This is a genomic window from Nocardioides sp. Z13_37 (assembly GCF_058355585.1).
The window spans coordinates 1-20,582 of sequence record NZ_JBZGDV010000010.1 but is presented as its reverse complement, the minus strand read 5'-3'; the positions used below and the strand labels follow the sequence as shown (position 1 = coordinate 20,582).

Annotated in this window: 21 protein-coding genes; 8 read left to right on the top strand and 13 right to left on the bottom strand. The window is 71.9% G+C overall.

Annotated elements, in window-relative coordinates; genetic code table 11:
- Positions 1–104: 104 nt before the first annotated feature.
- The 3 genes from AC4H2S_RS19435 (at position 105) to AC4H2S_RS19425 (ending at position 2,852) form a co-directional block, all read left to right on the top strand.
- A complete protein-coding gene (locus AC4H2S_RS19435; protein ID WP_491498631.1) occupies positions 105–1,016 on the top strand; it encodes a glucose-6-phosphate dehydrogenase assembly protein OpcA in 912 nt (303 codons plus the stop codon).
- Entirely contained in the window at positions 1,013–1,738 is a 726-nt protein-coding gene (pgl, locus tag AC4H2S_RS19430) for a 6-phosphogluconolactonase (protein ID WP_491498630.1), read from the top strand. The genes AC4H2S_RS19435 and pgl overlap by 4 nt, the downstream gene beginning before the upstream one ends.
- A 160-nt stretch (positions 1,739–1,898) precedes the next feature.
- Entirely contained in the window at positions 1,899–2,852 is a 954-nt protein-coding gene (locus AC4H2S_RS19425) for a type IV toxin-antitoxin system AbiEi family antitoxin domain-containing protein (protein ID WP_491498629.1), read from the top strand.
- Positions 2,853–2,988: 136 nt separating this feature from the next.
- Here AC4H2S_RS19425 and AC4H2S_RS19420 read toward each other — a convergent pair whose 3' ends face one another.
- The 11 genes from AC4H2S_RS19420 to uvrA form a co-directional block, all read right to left on the bottom strand.
- Positions 2,989–3,348, bottom strand: a complete 360-nt coding sequence (locus AC4H2S_RS19420; protein WP_491498628.1) for an RNA polymerase-binding protein RbpA — start codon at positions 3,346–3,348, stop codon at positions 2,989–2,991.
- Between the two features lie 33 nt (positions 3,349–3,381).
- Entirely contained in the window at positions 3,382–3,621 is a 240-nt protein-coding gene (gene secG / locus AC4H2S_RS19415) for a preprotein translocase subunit SecG (protein WP_186342598.1), read from the bottom strand.
- A 43-nt stretch (positions 3,622–3,664) separates the two neighbouring features.
- The gene (tpiA, locus tag AC4H2S_RS19410; protein WP_491498686.1) at positions 3,665–4,435 is read right to left on the bottom strand and encodes a triose-phosphate isomerase; all 771 of its coding nucleotides are present in this window, start codon (positions 4,433–4,435) and stop codon (positions 3,665–3,667) included.
- A gap of 34 nt (positions 4,436–4,469) precedes the next feature.
- Positions 4,470–5,699, bottom strand: a complete 1,230-nt coding sequence (locus AC4H2S_RS19405; protein WP_491498627.1) for a phosphoglycerate kinase — start codon at positions 5,697–5,699, stop codon at positions 4,470–4,472.
- A gap of 5 nt (positions 5,700–5,704) precedes the next feature.
- Positions 5,705–6,700 carry a type I glyceraldehyde-3-phosphate dehydrogenase gene (gene gap / locus AC4H2S_RS19400; RefSeq protein ID WP_491498626.1) on the bottom strand — a complete coding sequence of 332 codons (996 nt, stop codon included), beginning with the start codon at positions 6,698–6,700 and terminating at the stop codon, positions 5,705–5,707.
- A 161-nt stretch (positions 6,701–6,861) separates the two neighbouring features.
- Positions 6,862–7,848, bottom strand: coding sequence for a DNA-binding protein WhiA (gene whiA / locus AC4H2S_RS19395; RefSeq protein WP_491498625.1), 987 nt, complete (start codon positions 7,846–7,848; stop codon positions 6,862–6,864).
- Positions 7,849–7,916: 68 nt separating this feature from the next.
- Positions 7,917–8,885, bottom strand: a complete 969-nt coding sequence (locus tag AC4H2S_RS19390) for a gluconeogenesis factor YvcK family protein (RefSeq protein WP_491498624.1) — start codon at positions 8,883–8,885, stop codon at positions 7,917–7,919.
- 1 nt (position 8,886) lies between these two features.
- Complete coding sequence (rapZ, locus tag AC4H2S_RS19385; protein ID WP_491498623.1) at positions 8,887–9,756, bottom strand: RNase adapter RapZ; 870 nt, start codon at positions 9,754–9,756, stop codon at positions 8,887–8,889.
- A 13-nt stretch (positions 9,757–9,769) separates the two neighbouring features.
- Complete coding sequence (uvrC, locus tag AC4H2S_RS19380) at positions 9,770–11,746, bottom strand: excinuclease ABC subunit UvrC (protein WP_491498622.1); 1,977 nt, start codon at positions 11,744–11,746, stop codon at positions 9,770–9,772.
- A 55-nt stretch (positions 11,747–11,801) separates the two neighbouring features.
- Positions 11,802–12,278: a Rieske (2Fe-2S) protein gene (locus AC4H2S_RS19375; protein WP_491498621.1), complete on the bottom strand. Its 477-nt coding sequence runs from the start codon at positions 12,276–12,278 to the stop codon at positions 11,802–11,804.
- Positions 12,279–12,323: 45 nt separating this feature from the next.
- The gene (uvrA, locus tag AC4H2S_RS19370) at positions 12,324–15,425 is read right to left on the bottom strand and encodes an excinuclease ABC subunit UvrA (protein ID WP_491498620.1); all 3,102 of its coding nucleotides are present in this window, start codon (positions 15,423–15,425) and stop codon (positions 12,324–12,326) included.
- Between the two features lie 130 nt (positions 15,426–15,555).
- Between uvrA and AC4H2S_RS19365 the strand changes: the two genes are divergently transcribed.
- Genes AC4H2S_RS19365 through AC4H2S_RS19355 form a run of 3 tightly spaced genes read left to right on the top strand, consistent with a single transcriptional unit; the run spans position 15,556 to position 17,658 of the window.
- Positions 15,556–16,260, top strand: a complete 705-nt coding sequence (locus AC4H2S_RS19365; protein ID WP_491498619.1) for a maleylpyruvate isomerase family mycothiol-dependent enzyme — start codon at positions 15,556–15,558, stop codon at positions 16,258–16,260.
- Positions 16,254–16,943, top strand: coding sequence for an MBL fold metallo-hydrolase (locus AC4H2S_RS19360; RefSeq protein ID WP_491498618.1), 690 nt, complete (start codon positions 16,254–16,256; stop codon positions 16,941–16,943). Before AC4H2S_RS19365 ends, AC4H2S_RS19360 begins: the two co-directional genes overlap by 7 nt.
- Positions 16,944–16,977: 34 nt before the next feature.
- Positions 16,978–17,658 (top strand): thioredoxin domain-containing protein, encoded by a 681-nt coding sequence (locus AC4H2S_RS19355; RefSeq protein WP_491498617.1) that lies wholly within the window; start codon positions 16,978–16,980, stop codon positions 17,656–17,658.
- A gap of 21 nt (positions 17,659–17,679) precedes the next feature.
- On the opposite strand, the gene AC4H2S_RS19350 is transcribed toward AC4H2S_RS19355, so the two are convergent.
- Complete coding sequence (locus AC4H2S_RS19350; protein ID WP_491498616.1) at positions 17,680–18,243, bottom strand: cytochrome b/b6 domain-containing protein; 564 nt, start codon at positions 18,241–18,243, stop codon at positions 17,680–17,682.
- Positions 18,244–18,306: 63 nt separating this feature from the next.
- On the opposite strand from AC4H2S_RS19350, the gene AC4H2S_RS19345 reads away from it, so the two are divergent.
- Positions 18,307–18,948, top strand: a complete 642-nt coding sequence (locus AC4H2S_RS19345; protein WP_491498615.1) for a sulfotransferase family 2 domain-containing protein — start codon at positions 18,307–18,309, stop codon at positions 18,946–18,948.
- A 5-nt stretch (positions 18,949–18,953) separates the two neighbouring features.
- Here AC4H2S_RS19345 and AC4H2S_RS19340 read toward each other — a convergent pair whose 3' ends face one another.
- Positions 18,954–19,607 carry a hypothetical protein gene (locus AC4H2S_RS19340; protein WP_491498614.1) on the bottom strand — a complete coding sequence of 218 codons (654 nt, stop codon included), beginning with the start codon at positions 19,605–19,607 and terminating at the stop codon, positions 18,954–18,956.
- A 91-nt stretch (positions 19,608–19,698) separates the two neighbouring features.
- On the opposite strand from AC4H2S_RS19340, the gene AC4H2S_RS19335 reads away from it, so the two are divergent.
- Entirely contained in the window at positions 19,699–20,343 is a 645-nt protein-coding gene (locus tag AC4H2S_RS19335; RefSeq protein ID WP_491498613.1) for a sulfotransferase family 2 domain-containing protein, read from the top strand.
- Positions 20,344–20,582 lie beyond the last annotated feature (239 nt).

Genomic DNA, 20,582 nt, shown 5'->3' with positions numbered 1-20,582 from the left:
TTCCGCTCCCGCCACCGAGGGGACCCCGAGATGACCTCACCCCACGGAGCCGCTCGCTCCTCCCGCTCCGCTCCTTCCGCTCACGCCTCCGAGGGGACCCCGAGATGATCGAGCTCACCGACACCAGCTCGTCCGCGATCGCGGCCGAGATCGTCCGCGCCCGCACCCGGGCCGGGAGCCCGGCGATGGGCATGGTGATGACACTGATCATCGTCGCGCCGGAGGAGGACGCCGCCGAGGCGATGGCCGCGGCCAAGCGGGCCTCCCGCGAGCACCCCTCCCGGGTGCTCGGGGTGATCCTCGGCGACGGGCGCGGCTCCGGCCGGGTCGACGCCCAGGTCGGCAGCGGTGACGGCTGGGGCGGCGAGATCGCCCTGATCCGGCTCAAGGGCGAGGTGGTCAAGCACGCCGACTCGGTCGTCCTGCCGCTGCTCCTGCCCGACTCCCCCGTCGCCATCTGGTGGCCGACGTCGGCGCCCGCCGACCCGGCCGCGGACCCGCTCGGCGCCCTGGCGCAGCGACGGATCACCGACTCCGCGGCGGTCCCGCGCGGCAAGGCCACGGCGATGCTGACGCAGTGCCAGACCTACGCGCCGGGCAACACCGACCTGAGCTGGACGCGTCTCACGCCGTGGCGCGCCCTGCTCGCCGCGGCCCTCGACCAGCACCCGCTCAAGGTCCGCGGCGCCAAGGTCACCGCCGAGCGGATCAGCCCGAGCGCCGACCTGCTGGTGGCCTGGCTCAGCGACCGCCTCAAGGTCGACGTCGCCCGGGGCACCTCCGACGGGCCGGGGATCACCGAGGTCAGCATGGACACCCGGGAGGGGCCGATCCGGATCTCCCGCGCCGACGGTCGGCTGGCGACGTTCAGCTCGCCCAACCGCCCCGACCGGCCGATCGCGCTCAAGCGGCGCGAGGTGCCTGCGCTCCTCGCCGAGGAGCTGCGGCGCCTCGACGAGGACGACATCTACGCGGAGGTCGCCGCCCACCTGGTCAAGCTGAGGAGCACGACGTGAACGATCCCGAGGTCCGCCGCCACGACGACGCCGACGCGCTCGTCGGCGATGTCGCGTCCGCGCTGCTCGACAGGCTCGAGACGGCCCAGGCGCGCGGGGAGGTGCCGCAGATCGGCCTCACCGGCGGCAGCATCGCCGAGGAGCTCCACCGCGAGCTCGCCCGCCGGTCCGCGGACTCGTCGGTCGACTGGTCCCGGGTGGTGATCTGGTGGGGTGACGAGCGGTTCGTCGAGTCCGACTCCCCCGACCGCAACGCCGTCCAGGCCCGCCAGTCGCTCCTCGACCACGTTCCGGTCGACCCGGCCAACGTCCACGAGGTGGCGGCGAGCGACCAGGTGGCGACCGCCGAGGACGCCGCCGCGGCCTACAGCACGGCGCTGCGCGAGCACGGGACCGGGTTCTTCGAGGTGCTGATGCTCGGCATCGGCCCCGACGGGCACTGCGCCTCGCTCTTCCCGGGTCACCCGGCGCTCGAGGCGCGCGACGCGATCGCCGTCGCCGTCCACGACTCCCCCAAGCCGCCCCCCGACCGCATCACCCTCACCTTCGAGGCGATGGAGCGGTGCCGTGCGGTCTGGTTCATCGCCAGCGGCGACGGCAAGGCCGATGCCGTCGCGCGGGCGCTGGCCCCCGAGGGGTCCGTCGCCGAGACCCCCGCGCGGGGCGTACGCGGCGAGGAGACCGTGTGGTGGCTCGACGAGGCCGCCGCCTCCGCCCTCTGACGGAGCCCACTGGGTCGAGTCGGCGCGTCCTGACCGCCGTACGTGGTCGAGTCGGCGCATCCTGACCGCCGTACGGGGTCGAGTCGGCGTGTCCTGACCGTTGTCCACAGGGCCGGAACGGCCGGGAGTGGACCCGCCACCGACCGGGAATCCGTCCAGCATGCGCGCGTCTCGGTGGCTCACCCAGCCCGGTCTCGATCACACCTTCCCGCTTCCCGTGGATGCGCCGTTCGCCACGCGCGACGCCCTGGCAGCAGGGGTGTCGGCGCGCGAGCTGACGCTGCTGTGCCGCGACGGGCTCCTGCGCGCCCCGATCAAGGGCGTGTACGTCGCTTCGCAGGTGCCCGACGACACAGCCTGCCGCCTCGCGTGTCTGCGGCTGGTGACTCCCCCGGATGCGATCGTCGTGGACCGTCACGCGGGCTGGGCACAGGGCGCCGACATGCTCCTGCACCCCAACGAGCACCTCCACGCGATGCCCATCGCCATGTTCCTGCCCCACGGCCGGGGCCGACTCCGCAACAAGCTCGCGGAGAGTGGTGAGCGGACCTTGCGCGACAGCGACCTCATCGAGGTGGGCGGCGTCCGGATGACGACGCCGCTGCGCACGGCGCTCGACCTCGGGCGCCAGCGGTGGCCGGAGCCGGCGCTCACCGCGCTCGACGCTCTCCACCGGCTCGGCGCGTTCAGCGTCGGCGAACTGTTGTCGGAGATCGACCGCTTCAGCCGGATGCGCTGGGTGACGACGCTGCGACTGGTCGCCCCGCACACCGACGGCCGGTCCCAGTCCGGCGGCGAGACGGTCGTCCGGTGGCGCTGGCTCAACCTGCCTGTCCCCCCGCCCGAGCCTCAGATCGAGGTGCGCGCGAACGGCAGGATCGCGTTCGTCGACGTCGGCAACGAAGCGCTGCGCTTCGGCGTGGAGTTCCAAGGCGTGGAGTGGCACACCGGTGCGCACGAGGCCGACGACGAGGCGCGATTCAGGTGGCTCCGCCAGGACGCCGACTGGCTGATCGAGCCGGTCTGGTCACCAGACGTCTACGGCCACGACCGGCGGATCGACGACATCATCGTGCAAGGCGTACGTCGAGCCCGCGGGCGTCAGGCCGCCTGAGCAGGACGCGCCGACTCGACGCACGTGCAGCGCCAAGACGCGCCGACTCGACGAGCCGCACGCGTCAAGACGCGCCGACTCGACGTGATCGGAGCGTCAGGACGCGCCGACTCGACGTACGCGCCTGCTCGACGTGTCAGAAGATGATCTCGCCGGCCTTGCGGCGACGGCGGAGCAGGGCGACGGCCTCGTCGAGGATGTCGGCCGCCTCGGTCTCGCTGCGACGCTCCTTCACGTAGGCCAGGTGCGTCTTGTAGGGCTCGATCTTGGGCGCCGGGGGCGGGTTCTCCGAGTCCAGGCTGGCCGGGAGGCCGCACTTGGGGCAGTCCCAGGACTCCGGGGCCGCGGCCTCGATCGCGAACGTCACCACCGAGCGGTGGTCGTGGCTGCAGAAGTAGGTGACCGTCTGCCGCGGCGCGGCCTCGCCGCGCTCGGCCTCGCCCATCGGGCCGGCTCCGACTCGACTACCGCGAATCGCGTTACCAGCACCAGCCATGTCGACTCCTTCTCAAGAAAACGCTCGGGGGATTCAGTTGCCCTGGTAGGCCATGAGCAGGCCCAGGGCGACGACGCACGCAAACCAGATGACGCCGACCCCGATGGTGAACCGGTCGAGGTTGCGCTCAGCCACCGACGATCCCCCCAGACTGCTGGACACACCGCCACCGAACATGTCGGAGAGGCCGCCTCCGCGTCCCTTGTGGAGGAGCACGAGCAGAATCATGATCGCGCTCGTGATGACGAGCAGGATGGTGAAGAGCAGAATCACGTGGCGCAGCCTACGTCACGCAGGCCGGGGACCGGAGGCCGCCTCACAGCACGGGCATGTCGTAGAACCGGCAGATGCCGCCGAACTCGTCGACCTGCAGGCTGGCGCCACCGACCAGGCAGCCGTCGACGTCTGCCTTGTCCATGATCCCGCCGACGTTGCCCGCCTTCACGGAGCCGCCGTAGAGGATCCGGAGGCCGTCGGCGGCCCCGTCGCCGTGCACGTGCCGGACGCGCTCGCGGATCGCCGAGCAGACCTCTTGCGCGTCGTCCGGGGTCGCCACCTCCCCCGTGCCGATCGCCCACACGGGCTCGTAGGCGACCACGAGGCCGGCGACCTGCTCGGCGGTGAACCCGTCGAGCGAGCCGTCGAGCTGCGTGAGGGTGAAGGGCACGTGCTCGCCGGCCTGCCGCACGTCGAGGCCCTCCCCGACGCACACGATCGGCGTCATCCCCGCGTGCAGCGACTTGTGCGCCTTGGCGTTGACCAGCTCGTCGGACTCGTTGTGGTAGATCCGGCGCTCGCTGTGCCCGACCACGACGTAGGAGCAGCCCAGCTTGGCCAGCATCGTCGCTGAGATCTCGCCGGTGTAGGCGCCGTTGTCGTGGACGGAGACGTCCTGGGCGCCGTAGCGGATCGAGAGGCGGTCGCCGTCGACCAGCGTCTGCACCGAGCGCAGGTCGGTGAACGGCGGCACCACGACGACCTCGACCTTGCCGAAGTCGTGGCGCTTGTCCGCCAGCGTCCACGCGAGCTTCTGGACCAGCACCACCGCTTCCTGGTGGTTGAGGTTCATCTTCCAGTTGCCCGCCATCAACGGCGTGCGGCTCTGCTTGTTCCCGGCCACGTCAGCCCCTCTCGAGTACGGCGATGCCCGGGAGCTCGTTGCCCTCCAGGAACTCCAGCGACGCGCCACCGCCGGTGGAGATGTGGCCGAACGCGGCCTCGTCGAACCCGAGCTTGCGCACGGCCGCGGCGGAGTCGCCACCTCCGACGACCGACAGGCCGTCGACCTTCGTCAGCGCCTCGGCGACGGCACGGGTGCCGGCGGCGAACGCGTCGGTCTCGAACACGCCCATCGGGCCGTTCCAGAAGACCGTGCGGGCGTCGGCCAGCGCCGCCGCGAAGGCGGCCGCCGACTGGGGCCCGATGTCGAGCCCGATGGCGTCGGCCGGGATCTCCGAGGCGGGTACGACGGTGGGGTGCGGCTCACGGTCGCCCGACGGGAACTCGGTGTCGACGACGACGTCGGTCGGCAGCAGGATCTCCACGCCGCGGTCAGCCGCCTCGGTGAGGTAGCGGGCGCAGGTGTCGACCTGGTCGGCCTCGAGCAGGCTCTTGCCCACCTCGTGGCCCTGGGCCTTGAGGAAGGTGAAGACCATCCCGCCGCCGATGAGCAGCTTGTCGGCCTTGTCGATGAGGTTGTCGATGACCCCGAGCTTGTCGGAGACCTTCGACCCGCCGAGCACGACGACGTAGGGCCGCTCGGGGTCCTCGGTGAGCCGGCGCAGCACGTCGACCTCCGCCGCCACCAGGCCGCCCATGGCCGACGGCAGCCGCAGCGCGACGTCGTAGACGCTGGCCTGCTTGCGGTGCACGACGCCGAAGCCGTCGGAGACGAACGCGTCGGCCAGCTGGGCGAGCTGGTCGGCGAACGCGGCGCGGACCTCGTCGTCCTTGCTGGTCTCGCCGTCGTTGAACCGGACGTTCTCCAGCACCGCGACGTCGCCGTCCTGCAGGCCCTCCACCGTCTCCGTGGCGCTCGTGCCGACCGTGTCGGTGGCGAACGCGACCGGGCGGCCGAGCAGCTCGGAGAGCCGCTCGGCCACGGGCCGGAGCGAGCACTTCGGGTCGGGCGCGCCCTTCGGCCGGCCCAGGTGGGCGGTGACGACCACCCGGGCGCCGGCGTCGGAGAGCTGCTTGATCGTCGGCACGCTTGCGCGGATCCGGCCGTCGTCGGCCACCTTCGTCTCGCCCGGCGTCGTGCCGTCGAGCGGGACGTTGAGGTCGGACCGGACCAGGACGCGCTTGCCCTTCAGGTCACCGAGCGAGTCGATGCCGGGAGTGGTGGCGGGCATCGGCGTCAGAGCGACGTGCCGACGTAGGTGATCAGGTCGGCGAGGCGGTTGGAGTAGCCCCACTCGTTGTCGTACCAGCCGAGCACCTTGACCTGGTTGCCGATCACCTTGGTGAGCGGGGCGTCGAAGATGCAGGACGCCGGGTCGGTGACGATGTCGGTGGAGACGATCGGGTCGGTGGAGTACTTCAGGTAGCGACCGTCGGCCGCAGCCCGGACGATCTCGTTGACCTCGTCGACCGAGGTCTCGCGGGACGCCTCGAAGGTCAGGTCGGTGGCGGAGCCGGTCGGGACCGGGACGCGCATCGCGTAGCCGTCGAGCTTGCCCTTGAGCTCGGGCAGGACCAGGCCGATGGCCTTCGCGGCACCGGTGGAGGTCGGCACCATGTTGAGCGCGGCCGCGCGGGCACGACGCGGGTCCTTGTGGATGTTGTCCTGCAGGTTCTGGTCGGCGGTGTAGGCGTGGATCGTCGTCATCAGGCCCTTGTTGATGCCGAGGCCCTCGTGGAGCGCCTTGGCCATCGGGGCGAGGCAGTTGGTGGTGCACGACGCGTTGGAGATGACCGTGTGGGCAGCCGGGTCGTAGAGCTCGTTGTTGACCCCCATCACCACGGTGATGTCCTCGTTCTTGGCGGGCGCCGAGATGATGACCTTCTTGGCGCCGGCGTCGACGTGGGCGCGCGCCTTGGTGGCGTCGGTGAAGAAGCCGGTGGACTCCACGACCACGTCGGCACCGATCTCGCCCCACTTGAGGGCGGACGGGTCGCGCTCGGCGAACGCGGCGATCGTCTGGTCGCCGACCCGGATCGACGTGTCGTCGCTGGTGACGTCGGCGTCGAGGCGGCCCAGGATCGAGTCGAACTTGAGCAGGTTGGCGAGCGAGGCGTTGTCGGTCAGGTCGTTGACCCCGACGATCTCGATGTCGGCGCCCGAGGCGCGCACCGCGCGGAAGAAGTTGCGACCGATGCGACCGAAGCCGTTGATACCTACGCGGACAGTCATGATCCGTGCCTCCTTGGTGGGGCCTTCGGTGACCCCGTCGACAGTTGGCCTTTGGTGACCATCTACGACCCTACTGGGTACCCGAGACGCGCCGACCCGGGGTCTCCCGCGGTACGGACCGGTAACTTGGAACGATCCAAACCGGTCGGGAGGGGCCTGTCTCAGGCGTCCTCGGCCAGCATCTCCGGGGTCAGCGACGACTCCGTGTCCGGGATGCCGAGCTCCTCGGCGCGCTTGTCGGCCATCGCCAGCAACCGGCGGATCCGGCCGGCGATCGCGTCCTTGGTCAGGACCGGCTCGTGCAGCTGCCCGAGCTCCTCCAGGGAGGCCTGCTTGTGCTCGAGGCGCAGGTGGCCGGCCTGGCGCAGGTGGTCGGGGATCTCCTCGCCGAGGATCTCCAGGGCCCGCTCCACGCGGGCGCCGGCGGCGACGGCGGCACGGGCCGACCGGCGCAGGTTGGCGTCGTCGAAGTTGGCCAGGCGGTTGGCGGTGGCCCGCACCTCGCGCCGCATCCGCCGCTCCTCCCAGGCCATCAGCGACTCGTGGGCGCCGAGGCGGGTCAGCAGCGCGCCGATCGCGTCACCGTCGCGGATCACGACCCGGTCGACGCCGCGCACCTCGCGGGCCTTGGCCGAGATGCCGAGGCGGCGGGCGACGCCGACGATGGCCAGCGCGGCCTCGGGGCCGGGGCAGGTGATCTCGAGGGAGGACGAGCGTCCGGGCTCGGTCAGCGAGCCGTGGGCGAGGAACGCGCCGCGCCAGGCCGCGACCGCGTCGCACCCGCCGCCGCTGACGACGGCCGGCGGCAGGCCGCGTACGGGCCGGCCGCGCTGGTCGAGCAACCCGGTCTGGCGCGCCAGCGCCTCGCCGTCCTTGGTCACGCGCACGATGTAGCGGCTGCCCTTGCGGATGCCGTTGCCCTGCACCATGACCACGTCGGACGGGTGCCCGTAGACCTCGGAGATGTCCGTGCGGAGCCGCCGCGCGGCGGCGCCGGTGTCGAGCTCGGCCTCGACGACGATGCGCCCGCTCACGATGTGCAGGCCCCCGGCGAAGCGCAGCATCGAGGCCACTTCGGCCTTGCGGCAACAGGTCTTGGTGATCTGGGTGGAGGCGAGCTCTGCCTTCACCTGTGCCGTCATAGCCATGAGCGAATCCTGCCACGCTGGTCAACGACCCTCGGCTGGAACGGCGCCCAGCGCCCGGCCGGCGTGACTCAGGCCTCCTCCACGATCCGACGGAACGCCGCCGCCAAGTTGTCGGGGTCGTGACGCGGCTCGCCCGGCACGGCGATGTCGGCGACGACGAGCCGGGCGCCGCGTTGGGCGACGTCCTTCGCGAGCCGCTCGTGGTCGTCGGCGAGCGCGGACGAGTCCACCAGCACCGCGTGGACGGTGAGGTCGGGGGCGTGCTCGAACAGCACGGCCAGGTGGTCGGCGGGGCCGAAGCCGGTGGTCTCCCCCGCCTGGGCCTCCAGGTTGAGCACGACGACGAGCCGCGCGGGGGTCTCGGCGAGCGCCCGGCGCAGCCCGGGCACCATCAGGTGCGGGATCACCGAGCTGAACCACGAGCCCGGCCCGAGCACGACCCACTCCGCGGCGAGGATCGCGTCGACCGCCTCCGCGCACGCCTGGGGGTCCTCCGGCACCAGGGCGACCGACTCGATGCGACCCGCGGTCGTGGCGACCTCGACCTGGCCGCGTACGACGGTGACGGCATCGGGCTGCTCGGCCTCCGCGCCGCGCACCCGCGCGGTGATGTCCATCGGCGTGGTCGCCATCGGCAGGACCCGGCCGTGCGCACCGAGCAGCCGCCCGACCCAGTCGAGCGCCCGCACGGGGTCGCCCATCAGCTCCCAGAGACCGACGATGAGCAGGTTGCCCACAACGTGGCCGTTCATCTGGCCGTGGCCGGCGAAGCGGTGCTGCAGGACCTCGGCCCACGTGCGGCCCCACTCGTCGTCCCCGCAGAGCGCGGCGAGCGCCATCCGCAGGTCGCCCGGCGGAAGCACGCCGAACTCGCCGCGCAGCCGTCCGGACGAGCCGCCGTTGTCGGCGACGGTCACGACCGCGGTGAGGTCGTCGATGGTGAGGTCGTCGTGCAGGCGGCGCAGGGCGGAGAGGGTGGCGTACAGGCCGTGCCCGCCGCCGAGCGCGACCGCGGCCTGCGCGGTGTCGCGGGCCACGTCACTCCCGGCCGAGGTCGCGGTGGGCGGGGCGCACGTCGTAGCCGGACTCGCGGAGCCGGCCGGCGATGGCCTCGGTCATCGCGACGCTGCGGTGCTTGCCGCCCGTGCACCCGATGGCGACCTGCATGAACCTCTTGCCCTCGGCGAGGTAGCCGTCTGCGACGGTCGCGAGGACCGGGAGGTACTGCTCGAGGAACCGCTCCGCGCCGGGCTGCGACAGCACGTAGGCCGCCACGTCGGGGTCGCGGCCGCTCTGGGGACGCAGCTCGGGGATCCAGTGCGGGTTGGGGAGGAAGCGCATGTCGGCGACCCAGTCGGCGTCGACGGGGATGCCGTACTTGAAGCCGAAGCTGATGATCGTGACCTTGAGCCGGGTCGAGGCGGCCGTGCCGAACAGATCGGCGATGCGGTCCTTGAGCTGGTGGACGTTGAAGTTGGTGGTGTCGAGGAGCACGTCGGCGTCGCCGCGGAGGTCGGCCATCACGTGGCGCTCGCGGTGGAGGCCGTGGAGCAGCCGCCCGCCGCCCTGCAACGGGTGGGGCCGGCGCGCCGCCTCCTGGCGCCGCACCAGCGCCTCGTCGGTCGCCTCGAGGAACAGCAGCGTGGTGGGCCGGCCGGTGACCTGCTGGTGGCGGTTGGCCTGGAGCGAGTCGAAGAACGAGCCGGAGCGCACGTCGACGACGACGGCGATCGGCTGGTGGATGCCGCGGCTCTCGTCGACGAGCCGCACCACGTCGCGCACCAGGGTGGGCGGCAGGTTGTCGACCACGAAGTAGCCGAGGTCCTCCAGCTCCTTGGCGGCGGTGCTGCGGCCCGCACCGGTCATGCCGGTGACGATCACCAGCTCGCCGGGATCGGTCTCGTTCATCGCGGCATGCCTCTCAGTCCTCCAGGATCTCGCCGGTCGCGGTGTTGACGCTCGGCTCGCGGGGAGCAGTCTTGCGCGTCGCGTCGGCCTGCGCGACGGCGTCCTTGATCGCGGTCGCCGTGCGCGGCCCGATGCCGGGCACCAGCGCGATCTGGTCGACGTCGGCCTCGCGCAGCTTCTTGAGGGAGCCGAAGTGCTTGAGCAGGGTCTTGCGCCGCACCTCCCCGAGGCCGGGGACGTCGTCGAGGGCGCTCTCCACCATGGACTTGGAGCGCCGGCCGCGGTGGTGGGTGATCGCGAAGCGGTGGGCCTCGTCGCGGATCCGCTGGAGCAGGTAGAGCCCCTCGCTGGTGCGCGCCATGATCACCGGGTCCTCCTCCCCCGGCAGCCACACCTCCTCGAGGCGCTTCGCCAGCCCGCACACGGGGATGTCGTCGATGCCGAGCTCGGCGAGCGCCTGCTGGGCCGCCGCCACCTGCGGCGGGCCACCGTCGACGACGACCAGCGAGGGCGCGTAGGCGAACTTGCGGGGACGCCCGGTCTCGGGGTCGACGAGCATCGGACCCGACTCGGTCGAGACGGTCTCGCTGCGGGCCTGCTCGTCGAGCAGCCGGCGGAACCGACGGGTGATCACCTCGTGCATCGAGGCGACATCGTTCTGCCCGTCGACGCCGCGGATGACGAAGCGGCGGTACTCGGACTTGCGTGCCAGGCCGTCCTCGAAGACGACCATCGACGCGACGACCTCGGTGCCCTGGAGGTTGGACACGTCGTAGCACTCGATGCGAAGCGGCACCTCGTCGAGGCCGAGCGACTTCTGGATCTCCTCGAGGGCGCGGTTGCGGGTGGTGAGGTCGCTGGCGCGCTTGGTCTTGTGGAGGGCGAGCGCCTGGGCGGCGTTGTTGGCGACCGTCTGCTGGAGGTCGCGCTTGTCGCCGCGCTGCGGGACCCGGATGACGACCCTGCTCCCCCGGCGCTCGGTGAGCAGCTGCTCGAGCACGTCGCTGTCGGGCGGCAGGGCCGGCACCAGCACCTCGCGCGGGATGGAGTCGTCCTCGCCGCCGTAGAGCTGGAGGAGGAAGTCCTGGACCAGCTCGGGCGTCCCGCCCTCGTCGGTGCGGTCGGCGACCCAGCCGCGCTGGCCCCGGATGCGGCCGCCGCGGACGTAGAAGATCTGCACCGCCACCTCGAGCGGGTCCTCCGCGAGTGCGATCACGTCGGCGTCGGTGCCGTCGCGCAGCACCACCGCCTGCTTCTCCAGCGCCTTGGTCAGCGCCCCGAGGTCGTCGCGCAGCCGGGCGGCCTTCTCGAAGTCGAGCGCCTCGGAGGCGGCGTACATCTCACGCTCGATGCGCCGGGTGAACGCGGCGGTGTTGCCGGCCATGAAGTCGCAGAAGTCGTCGACGATCTCGCGGTGCTGCTCGGCGGTGACGTTGCCGACGCAGGGGGCCGCGCACTTGTCGATGTAGCCCAACAGGCAGGGGCGTCCGATCTGCGCGGAGCGCTTGAAGACGCCGTTGCTGCACGAGCGCATCGGGAAGACGCGCAGCAGCAGGTCGACCGTCTCGCGGATCGCCCAGGCGTGGCTGTAGGGGCCGAAGTAGCGGGTGCCCTTGCGCTTGGCGCCGCGCCCGACCATGACGCGGGGGAACTCCTCCCCGACGGTCACCGCCAGCCAGGGGTAGGACTTGTCGTCGCGGTACTTGACGTTGAAGCGGGGGTCGAACTCCTTGATCCAGCTGTACTCCAGCTGGAGCGCCTCGACCTCGGTGTCGACGACCGTCCACTCGACGCTGGCGCCGGTGGTGACCATGCTGGCCGTGCGCGGGTGGAGGTTGCCGATGTCCTGGAAGTAGGACGAGAGGCGCGGCCGCAGGCTCTTGGCCTTGCCGACGTAGATGACGCGGCCCTTGGCGTCGCGGAAGCGGTAGACCCCCGGCTTGGTCGGGATCGATCCCGGTGGGGGTCGATAGGAGCTCGGCGTGGCCACGACTCAACCCTACGGGCGCCCCCCGACAGTCCGGAGGGCCCTACGGCGCTGGCGATCAGGCCTCGGTGATCGAGTCCCCGTCGACGGTGATCTGCACCGCGGCGAGCGGTGCGGAGGCCGGCCCGGACAACGGCGAGCCGTCCTCGAGGGAGAACTTGCTCATGTGGCACGGGCAGGGGATGTCGCCCTCGCTGCTGGACTGGACGAGGCAGCCCTGGTGGGTGCACACGGCGGAGAACGCCTTGAAGTCGCCCTCGGTCGGCTGGGTCACCACGACCTTCGCGTCCGTGTTGACGACGCACCCGCCCACGGGCACGCTCGACGCGCTCGCCAGCGCCGCGCCGCCGCTCGGCGTCTGGGTGCCGTCGGTGCTAGGCGCCGAGCTCGTGTCGTCGCTGGGCGAGGGCGTGGCCGAGTCGGCGGGGTCGGTGGCCGTCGAGTCGTCGTCGGAGCCGCAGGCGGCGAGGACGGGGACACCGACGGCGATCGCCGCCGATCCGGCGAGGGCGCGACGTCTGTTGAGGGCGGTCATGCGGCGACCCTAGCCAGCGGACCTGTGAGGAACCTGATGGTCGCCTCAGGACTTCTTCGCAGCCTTGGTGGCAGGAGCCGTCGTGGCCGCGGCCTTCTTCGCCGTCGCCTTCTTCGCCGTCGCCTTCTTCGCCGTCGCCTTCTTCGCCGTCGCCTTCTTCGCCGTGGACTTCGTCGCGGTGCGCGTCGCCGGCCCCGACTTCGCGGCCACGGCCGGCTGCCGGCGCGGCGCCCCCGGCTGCCGGGCGCCACGACCCTCGAGGATCGGTGCGAGGAAGGAGCCGGTGTGGCTCTCCGGGACCGCCGCGACCTCCTCCGGCGTCCCCTCCGCGACCACGGTGCCGCCGCGAGAGCCGCCCTCGGGGCCCATGTCGATGACCCAGTCGGCGGTCTTGATCACGTCGAGGTTGTGCTCGATGACCAGGACGGTGTTGCCCTTGTCGACCAGGCTCGACAGCACGCCGAGCAGCTTGCGGATGTCCTCGAAGTGGAGGCCGGTCGTCGGCTCGTCGAGGACGTAGACCGTGCGCCCCGTGGACCGCTTCTGCAGCTCGCTGGCGAGCTTGACGCGCTGCGCCTCGCCGCCGGAGAGCGTGGTCGCCGGCTGCCCGAGGCGGACGTAGCCGAGACCGACCTCCTCCAGGGTCTTCATGTGGCGCGCGATCGCGGGCACCGCGGCGAAGAACTCGGCCGCCTCCTCGATCGGCATGTCGAGGACCTCGGCGATGGTCTTGCCCTTGTAGTGGACCTCGAGCGTCTCGCGGTTGTAGCGGGCGCCGTGGCACACCTCGCACGGGACGTAGACGTCGGGCAGGAAGTTCATCTCGATCTTGATCGTGCCGTCGCCGGTGCACGCCTCGCAGCGCCCGCCCTTGACGTTGAACGAGAAGCGGCCCTGGAGGTAGCCCCGCATCTTGGCCTCCGGGGTGGAGGCGAAGAGCCTGCGGACGTGGTCGAAGACTCCGGTGTAGGTGGCCGGGTTGGAGCGCGGGGTGCGACCGATCGGCGACTGGTCGACGTGGATGACCTTGTCGACGTGCTCGAGGCCGGTGATCTTGGTGTGGCGCCCCGGGACGGTGCGGGCGTTGTAGATCTGCTTGGCCAGCGACGTGTAGAGGATGTCGTTGACCAGCGTCGACTTGCCCGAGCCCGAGACGCCGGTCACCGCGGTGAAGACACCGAGCGGGAAGCTGACGTCGACGTTCTGCAGGTTGTGCTCGCGCGCGCCGTGGACCGTGAGCTCGCGACCCTTGGTGCGCGGGCGGCGCACGGCCGGGAGCGGGATCTCGCGGCGGCCGCTGAGGTACTGCCCGGTGATCGAGTCGGGATGGGTGAGCAGGCCCTCGACGGTGCCGGAGTGGACGACCTGGCCGCCGTGCTCGCCGGCGCCCGGGCCGATGTCGACGACCCAGTCGGCCACCCGGACGGTGTCCTCGTCGTGCTCGACCACGATCAGGGTGTTGCCGAGCTCCTTGAGCCGGAGCAGCGTCTCGATGAGGCGGTGGTTGTCGCGCTGGTGGAGGCCGATCGAGGGCTCGTCGAGCACGTAGAGGACGCCGACGAGGCCAGCGCCGATCTGGGTCGCGAGCCGGATCCGCTGGGCCTCGCCGCCCGACAGCGACCCGCTGGGCCGGTCGAGGGAGAGGTAGTCGAGGCCGACGTCGAGCAGGAACCGCAGGCGCTCCTGGATCTCCTTGAGCACCTGCTCGCCGATCTGGCGCTCGCGCGCGGAGAGCTCCACGGTGCGGAGGTAGTGGGCGGCCTCGTCGATCGGGAGGGCGCACACCTCGGCGATGTTCTTGCCCCCCTGGTCGCGGGCACCGAGGGTGACCGACACCGAGACCGGCTTGAGGCGGGTGCCGCGGCAGGCCGGGCACGGCACCTCGCGCATGAACCCCTCGAACCGCTCGCGGCTCGTGTCGGACTCGGCCTCGCGGTGGCGGCGCTCGACGTAGGGGCGCACGCCCTCGAACGCGGCGTAGTAGGCCCGCTGGCGGCCGTAGCGGTTGCGGGTGACGACGTGGACCTTGGTCTTGTGACCCTCCAGCAGGGAGGTGCGCACCTTGGCTGGGAGCTCCTCCCAAGGCGTGTTGAGGTCGAAGCCGAGCTCCTCGCCCAGCGCGTTGATCAGGCGCAGGAAGTAGTCGGCGACGTGCGCGCCGCTCCACGGGGCGATCGCGCCCTCGCCGAGCGTGGCGCGGGGGTCGGGGACGACGAGGTCGGGGTCGACCTCCATCCGGGTGCCGAGGCCCGAGCAGACCGGGCACGCGCCGAACGGCGAGTTGAACGAGAACGAGCGCGGCTCGAGGTCGTCGGTGTCGATGGGGTGGTCGTTGGGACACGCCATCTTCTCCGAGAACCTCATCTCCCGGCCCGGGTCCTTGGCGTCAAGGTCGACGAAGTCGAACACCACGAGACCGCCGGCGAGGCCGAGCGCGGTCTCCACCGAGTCGGTCAGGCGGCGCTTGGACGACTCCTTGACCGCAAGGCGGTCGATCACGACCTCGATGGTGTGCTTGAGCTTCTTGTCGAGGGTCGGCGGGTCGTCGAGCGTGTGGGTCGCGCCGTCGACGCGCACCCGGCTGAACCCCTGCTGCTGCAGCTCGCGGAACAGCTCGACGTACTCGCCCTTGCGGCCGCGGATCACGGGCGCGAGCACCTGGAACCGACGGCCCTCCTCGAGTGCGAGGATGCGGTCGACGATCTGCTGCGGGGTCTGCTGCTCGATCGGGGCGCCGCAGGTCGGGCAGTGGGCGCGGCCCGCGCGGGCGTAGAGCAGCCGGAGGTAGTCGTAGACCTCGGTGATCGTGCCGACGGTCGAGCGCGGGTTCTTCGAGGTGGACTTCTGGTCGATGCTGACGGCCGGGCTCAGGCCCTCGATGAAGTCGACGTCGGGCTTGTCCATCTGCCCGAGGAACTGGCGGGCGTAGGCCGACAACGACTCGACGTAGCGGCGCTGCCCCTCGGCGAAGATCGTGTCGAAGGCGAGGCTCGACTTGCCCGAGCCGGACAGGCCGGTGAAGACGATGAGGGAGTCGCGCGGCAGGTCGAGCGAGACGTCCTTCAGGTTGTGCTCGCGGGCGCCCCGGATGATGAGCTGGTCGGCCACTGTGGTCCTCGTTCTGGCATTTGACGGAGTCGAACACATGTTCGTCCCGGAGGGGCGTCGCGATCAAGTCGACGCACCGATCCACCATCTCACGCAGCACCGACAGCGCCCCATCGTCCACCCGGCAGGGTGGACCGCACGGAGGCGCCGGTGGTGGCACGATGGTCGGGTGATCGACCTCCCGAGACCTGGCCCGGACACCATCGCCCGAGCCGATCGAGCGCTCGCCCGCACGGTCGAGGCGCTCCCTGACGTCCAGTACGCCGAGGCCTCACAACTGCCCGGCTGGACGCGCGGCCACGTGCTCGCGCACCTCGCGCTCAACGCCGAGGGCCTCGCGGGCGTCCTGCACGGGGCGCGCACCGGGCGGCCCCAGCCCATGTACGCCTCGCCGCAGGCCCGCGACACCGACATCGAGGACCTCGCGTCGGCCGCGCCGGGCGAGCTGCGCGAGCGCCTCGCGGCCTCGACGAACCGCTTCGGCGAGGCGCTCGCCGCGATGGGGCCCGACGACTGGGAGGGCAGGTTCGAGCGCACGCCCGGCGGGCCGGACTTCGCGCTGCGCACCGCCGTGCTGATGCGACTGCGGGAGGTGGAGATCCACCACGCCGACCTCGGCACCGGCTACACGGCCGACGACTGGCCCGACGACTTCCGCGTGATCCTGCTGGAGTCGATGACCAAGCGCGCGTATCCCCGGCCGTTCGCCGTCCGGGCCACCGACCTCGACCACACCTGGCGCTACGGCCAGGGGGACCCCGGTCCCGTCGTCAGCGGCGGGTCCGGCGCCCTCGGCTGGTGGCTCACCGGCCGTGGCTCCGGCGAGGGCCTCACGTCCGATTCCGACGAGCTCCCGGAGGTGGAGTCATGGTGAACGAGTCCTACACCGGCGAGGTGTCACCCGGCGGCGAGCCGGACGTGCGCCCGCTCGGCTGCCTGACCCTGACGAAGGTGGCGGTCGACCCGGAGATGTCCAACAACTGCTACCTGCTGCACTGCACCGAGACCGACGAGCTGGTGCTCGTCGACGCGGCGGCGGAGCCCGAGCGGCTGCTGGAGCTCATCGGCGACCGGTCCCTGACCTCCATCGTCACGACCCACCAGCACTGGGACCACCACCGGGCACTGTCCGCCGTGAAGGCGGCCCACCCGGAGGCGACCGTGGTCGCCGGCGCCCCCGACGCCGACGCGATCGAGGAGCAGACGGGCGTCGCCGTGGAGCGTCGGGTCGGCGAGGGCGACAAGGTCGCCGTGGGCACGTGCGACCTGGTGGTGATCCCCGTCGCCGGCCACACGCCGGGCTCGATCTGCCTGCTCCTCGACGACGAGGCCGTCTCCCCCAGCCCGCACCTGTTCACCGGCGACTCGCTCTTCCCCGGCGGCGTGGGCTCGACCTTCGGCGACGCCGAGGCGTTCGCCCAGCTGATCGGCGAGGTGGAGACCAAGCTGTTCGACCGGCTGCCCGACGACACGTGGTTCTACCCCGGGCACGGCAACGACGGCAGGTTGGGCGACGAGCGACCCCACCTCGCGGAGTGGCGCGACCGCGGCTGGTGAGGCCTCGCTCCGACCGCCGTGGCAGTGTGGAGGCATGAGCACGCGAGAGCTGACCCTGGCCGACTTCGAGCAGACGGTGAGCGGTGAGGGCATCGTCCTCGTGGACTTCTGGGCTGCCTGGTGCGGACCGTGCCGGCAGTTCGCGCCCGTCTACGAGAAGGCGTCCGAGGACAACCCCGACATCGTCTTCGGCAAGGTCGACACCGAGGCCGAGCAGCAGCTGGCGCAGATGGCGGCGATCACCTCGATCCCGACGCTGATGCTGTTCCGCGACGGCATCCTGCTCTTCAACCAGGCCGGCGCGCTGCCGCCGCAGGCCCTGGCCGGGGTGATCGAGCAGGCCCGCGGCCTCGACATGGACGCCGTGCGCCAGGAGGTCGCCACCGCGCAGGACGCCGCCGACAACGGACCGCAGGACGAGGTCGGCCTCGACGAGTTCGCCGCCGCCCACAGCGAGGGCGCCTTCGTGCTCGACGTCCGCGAGGACGACGAGTTCGCCGGCGGACACGTGCCTGGGGCGACCCACATCGCGATGAACGACGTGCCCGCCCACGTCGCCGAGCTGCCGCGCGACCGGCCCGTCTTCGTGATCTGCCAGTCCGGCGGCCGGAGCCGTCAGGTGGTCGACCACCTGCGCGCCCAGGGCGTCCCGGCGATCAACGTCGCCGGCGGCACCGGCGGCTGGGCACAGCGCGGCTGGCCGCTCGAGCGCTGACGCGCCCGCCCGCGAGCCGGCTCAGAGCATCCGGCGCAGGATCACCGGGCGCAGGTTGGTCGACAGGTGCGCCGCCAGGGCCGTGAAGAACGCCACGTGCGCCCCGATGTGGAGCGGCAGCCAGGCGTCGTCCCCGGTGCCGACGAGCAGCAGCCCGCTCAACGGCACCACGACCAGCAGCAGGAGCAGGGCGCGCTCGGTCCAGTGGACCAGGCGCCGCTGGCGCGTGGAGAGGTGGTCCGACCACGGCGGGAGGCCGGCCACCCGCCGCCACAGCGGGCGTACGACGCCGAGCAGCAGCACCGTCAGCCCGAGGCCGAGGTGCACCTCCGCCAGGTCGAGCCCGCCGCCGAGCAGGTCGTAGTCGTCGGCGCGCGCCTCGCACGCCTCCTCGAGCCGGTCGAACCGCTCCTCCTCGGCGTCGGTGGTGTCGCCGCCGCTGCGGTCCTCCCCCGGTGGGTCGCAGTCGCCGTCGAGGTCGAGGGCGTAGCCGACGGCGAACTGCGCCGCCACGGCCAGCACCGTCAGCCAGTGCAGCACCTTCTGGGAGGCCCGGTAGCCGCGCGGCGGTGCGGTCGTCGTCACGCCGCGATGCTAGGTGCTCCGCGGCGCGGTGGGAGCCCTGTCGCGGTGGGATAACCTCGCCGCGTGCTGATCAGCGACTCGCGCAAGGTGCTCTTCGTCCACGTCCCCAAGACGGGCGGCGTGTCGGTCGAGGAGACCGTCAAGGAGGCCTGCCCCGACGCCCGCAAGGCGCGCGTCCCCATCGGCCGCCACGCGACGCTCGGCAAGATCATCAAGCACGAGCCGCAGGTGATCGACTACTGGACCTTCGGCTTCGTGCGCAACCCGTGGGCGCGGATGGTCTCGTGGTACTCGATGATCTCCGCCTGGGACCGCCGGCACGGCCCCCGCAGCGGCAAGCCGCAGGACGTCAAGCACAACTCGATGCGCGACGGCAACGACATGTGGCGGGCCGCGGCCGCGTACTCCGGCTTCGACGAGTTCGTCATGCGCGGCACCGAGGAGCTGCCCCGCGTCGGCACGCCGCAGATCAAGTACCTCCGCGCCCCGAAGCACGGTCGCGAGGTCGACTTCATCGGCCGCACCGAGAACTTCGTGCAGGACCTCCAGCAGGTGCAGGTGCAGCTCGGCCTCGAGCCGACCACGCCGCCGCACAAGAACAAGTCCAAGCACGGCACCTACCACGACTACTACACCGACGAGACGCGCCAGCGGGTCGCCGAGGTCTACGCCGAGGACATCGAGCTCTTCGGCTACACCTACTGACCCACCTACTGACCCAGCGACTCCAGGCGGGTGCCGCGCGCACCCGACCACACGCCGGTGTCGGCCACGCGCCGCCACACCTCGTACTCGGGGGCGAAGTGGGCCACCAGCGCCTCGCGGGTGGCGAACCCGAGCTCGCCGCGCTCGGCGGACGAGGCGTTGCGCCGCTCGAACTCCAGCGGTCGGCCGATCCGCTCGGCGAACCACGACGACCAGACGTCGGGACGCTCGACGGCGAGCACGTGGTCGACCGCGACGCTGCCCTGGGCGTGGATGAACCGCGCAGGGCGGCCCTTCGGCACGGGCGCCTCGTCGTCGCCGGCGAGGTAGTGGAGCGCGAACTCCTCGAAGGTCATCTCGGCCGTCGACTGCCGGCTGTCCTCGCGGGCCCGGTAGCGCCACCACGACTCCAGCCAGGCGACCGGCTCGCGGAACATGGTGACCAGGTCGTAGGACTCGCGCGGGCGCCCCTGCGCGGCGAGCTCGTGCGCCTTGGTGTGGACGAAGCCGCGGGCCGGCAGGTGCTTGCGGCCCGGCGGCGAGCCGACGACCTCGGTGGCGTACGGCGACAGCGTCCGCTCGAGCGACGTGCTCGCGGTCTTGGGCAGGGCGAGGAGCACGAAGTCCCGGCCCGGCCCGAGCTCGAGGAACGTCATCACGGGCCGATCATCCCGCATCCCGGGCGCGGCGGGACGCCACCCTCCCCCGCAGGCCGGGCCTGCCACAGGTGCGTGGGCTAGCCTCGCGCCCGTGCTGATCTCCGACACCAGGCGCGCCCTGTTCGTGCACGTGCCGAAGACCGGCGGGGTCTCGGTCGGGGTCGTGTTCGAGCGCTGCTGCCCCGACGCGCGGAGCAAGGCGCCCGGCGTGCGTCCCCCGCTCGGCCGGCACGCGCCGTACGCCCGCATCCTGCGCGCCGAGCCGCAGACGGCCGACTACTGGTCGTTCGCGTTCGTGCGCAACCCGTGGGCGCGGATGGTCTCGTGGTGGTCGATGATCCAGGACTGGGACCGCGAGTGGGGTCCGTCGAGCGGCCGGCCGCAGGGACCCGAGGCGACCCGGATGCGCGGCAACGAGATGTGGCGTGCGGCCGCGGCGTACTCGGGCTTCGACGAGTTCGTGATGCGGGGCACCGCCGAGCTGCCGCGGGTCGGCCGGCCACAGGTGGCCTACCTGCGCGCGCCCGGACGCGAGGTCGACTTCGTGGGACGCACCGAGACCTTCGCCGAGGACCTCGCCGAGGTCGAGCGGCGCCTCGGCGGCGAGCCGGTCCACGTGCCGCACCGCAACAGGTCCCCGCACGGCAGCTATCGCGACTACTACACCGACGCGACCCGGGCGAAGGTCGCCGAGGTCTACGCCCCCGACCTCGAGGCGTTCGGCTACACCTTCTGACACCCCTCCGCTCGGCCGCCTGCATCGCTACGACGTTCCGGCACCTGCCCAGAGGACGAGCACGCCAGCTCCCATGACCTCGCGGCCCGAGCGCGTTCGTGCAGCCCGCAGGTAGATCGCGCGCTCATCGCGGCAGATCCGGGCGAGCGTAGCCGCCCTCAATGTCGACGACGCTCGAAAATGAGGCCATAGCGACGGGCGAAAACGAGGCCACCCCGACAGATTGGGTGGGTGATCTC

Bases quoted from the DNA above. Each gene is read 5' to 3' on its own strand.
- uvrA (WP_491498620.1), bottom strand. From the start codon at position 15,425: ATGTGTTCGACTCCGTCAAATGCCAGAACGAGGACCACAGTGGCCGAC.
- rapZ (WP_491498623.1), bottom strand. From the start codon at position 9,756: ATGAACGAGACCGATCCCGGCGAGCTGGTGATCGTCACCGGCATGACC.
- AC4H2S_RS19355 (WP_491498617.1), top strand. From the start codon at position 16,978: ATGAGCACGCGAGAGCTGACCCTGGCCGACTTCGAGCAGACGGTGAGC.
- AC4H2S_RS19435 (WP_491498631.1), top strand. From the start codon at position 105: ATGATCGAGCTCACCGACACCAGCTCGTCCGCGATCGCGGCCGAGATC.
- AC4H2S_RS19375 (WP_491498621.1), bottom strand. From the start codon at position 12,278: ATGACCGCCCTCAACAGACGTCGCGCCCTCGCCGGATCGGCGGCGATC.
- AC4H2S_RS19425 (WP_491498629.1), top strand. From the start codon at position 1,899: ATGCGCGCGTCTCGGTGGCTCACCCAGCCCGGTCTCGATCACACCTTC.
- AC4H2S_RS19420 (WP_491498628.1), bottom strand. From the start codon at position 3,348: ATGGCTGGTGCTGGTAACGCGATTCGCGGTAGTCGAGTCGGAGCCGGC.
- gap (WP_491498626.1), bottom strand. From the start codon at position 6,700: ATGACTGTCCGCGTAGGTATCAACGGCTTCGGTCGCATCGGTCGCAAC.
- whiA (WP_491498625.1), bottom strand. From the start codon at position 7,848: ATGGCTATGACGGCACAGGTGAAGGCAGAGCTCGCCTCCACCCAGATC.
- AC4H2S_RS19360 (WP_491498618.1), top strand. From the start codon at position 16,254: ATGGTGAACGAGTCCTACACCGGCGAGGTGTCACCCGGCGGCGAGCCG.
- AC4H2S_RS19405 (WP_491498627.1), bottom strand. From the start codon at position 5,699: ATGCCCGCCACCACTCCCGGCATCGACTCGCTCGGTGACCTGAAGGGC.
- tpiA (WP_491498686.1), bottom strand. From the start codon at position 4,435: ATGGCGGGCAACTGGAAGATGAACCTCAACCACCAGGAAGCGGTGGTG.